The sequence below is a fragment of the Carnobacterium sp. genome, from assembly GCF_032094055.1.
Taxonomy (GTDB): Bacteria; Bacillota; Bacilli; order Lactobacillales; family Carnobacteriaceae; genus Carnobacterium_A.
Genome location: NZ_DAMDAK010000011.1, coordinates 30,840 through 32,288 on the forward strand (window position 1 = coordinate 30,840; position 1,449 = coordinate 32,288).

2 protein-coding genes are annotated in these 1,449 nt (G+C 40.0%); one reads left to right on the top strand and one right to left on the bottom strand.

What is annotated here, in order from left to right; all coding sequences use genetic code 11:
* Positions 1–147: 147 nt before the first annotated feature.
* Complete coding sequence (gene map / locus RT405_RS03080; RefSeq protein ID WP_313467480.1) at positions 148–900, bottom strand: type I methionyl aminopeptidase; 753 nt, start codon at positions 898–900, stop codon at positions 148–150.
* 215 nt (positions 901–1,115) lie between these two features.
* Between map and RT405_RS03085 the strand changes: the two genes are divergently transcribed.
* Positions 1,116–1,449: flavodoxin (locus RT405_RS03085; protein ID WP_313467464.1), on the top strand; the 334-nt coding region annotated here is incomplete at its 3' end.

Genomic DNA, 1,449 nt, shown 5'->3' on the forward strand with positions numbered 1-1,449 from the left:
GTGTGTCTACCGGGGTCACTCCGCATTCTATTTTTAGTTGAGCTGCGTCCCGCAGTTTCTAGTCAAAATAGATAACCTTTCAGGAAATGGAACATTTCCTGAAAGTTTCTTAATTTTGAATCGAAACTCCCGCGCGGTACTTCATCCTTAGTCTTTTTGCATGGTTAGGATTCTTGGGCCTTCTTTAGTGATAGCTAATGTATGTTCGTATTGGCAACTCAAACCGCCGTCTTTTGTGCGGGCTGTCCAGCCATTATTATCCATTTTTGATTTCCATGTTCCGGTGTTGACCATGGGCTCGATCGTAATGACCATGCCTTCTTTTAGACGCAAGCCTTTGCCTGCTTCGCCATAATGTGGAACAGAGGGTGCTTCATGCATCGTGGGTCCAATGCCATGGCCAATAAATTCCCGCACTACTGAGAACCCTTCTCCTTCAACATAAGTTTGAATAGCATGACCGATATCCCCAATGCGATTTCCGACTTGTGCTTGTTCAATTCCTTTATAAAGCGCATTTTTTGTTACTTCCATCAATTTGTCTATTTCCGGTGTGGATTCGCCGACAACGTAGCTCCAGCAAGAATCACTCATGGCACCGCGCAAATTAACAACAGTATCTACTTTAATTAGATCACCATCTTTTAATGGTTGGTCTGTTGGAAAGCCGTGGCAAATTTCATCATTAACACTGATACAAGTAGCATATTCATAACCTTCAAAACCAATTTGCTCAGCGATTCCGCCAGCTGCTTCAATGCGGTCTTGGAAAAATTTGTTGATTTCTAGTCCTGTTACACCGGGTTTGATAAAGTCGCGCAAAGCTTCGTGGATGCTGGCTAATAACGCACCTGATTCATCCATTGCGTCAATTTCACGTTTTGATTTTAGGGTAATCAATTTCATTCCTCTTTTCTATTCATTTTACACAGTCACTCAGTCTATTATATGCTTAAAAGCTTAAAAAGTGAACCATTCTTCTTTTTTAACTGTTTTATACTTTTCAAAACCCTTTTTTGTTCCTTTTCACGCTTTCTTAGCGTTGCGAAAGTGCTCTAATCTTTGGTATACTTTCTTAAGAAGAAAGTGCGTTTTTTAAGGAAGGATGAAGATCAGTGACTACGGCTATGATTGTGTATGCAAGTTTAACTGGCAATACAGAAGAATGTACTGAGATTGTTGAAAAAGCTTTAGAAGATTTAGATGTGGAAGTGGAGAGTGTAGACTGTATGCAAGCAGATCCTGAAGATTTTTTAGACGTTGATATTTGTCTCGTGGGAACTTACACATATGGCAATGATGCCAATCTACCAGATGAAATCGTTGATTTTTATGAAGAACTGGCTGAGATTGATTTGACCGGAAAAGTATTCGGCACTTATGGTTCAGGTGATACGTTTTATGAAAAGTTCTGTCAATCTGTCGATGATTTTACAGAGCAGTTCAAAA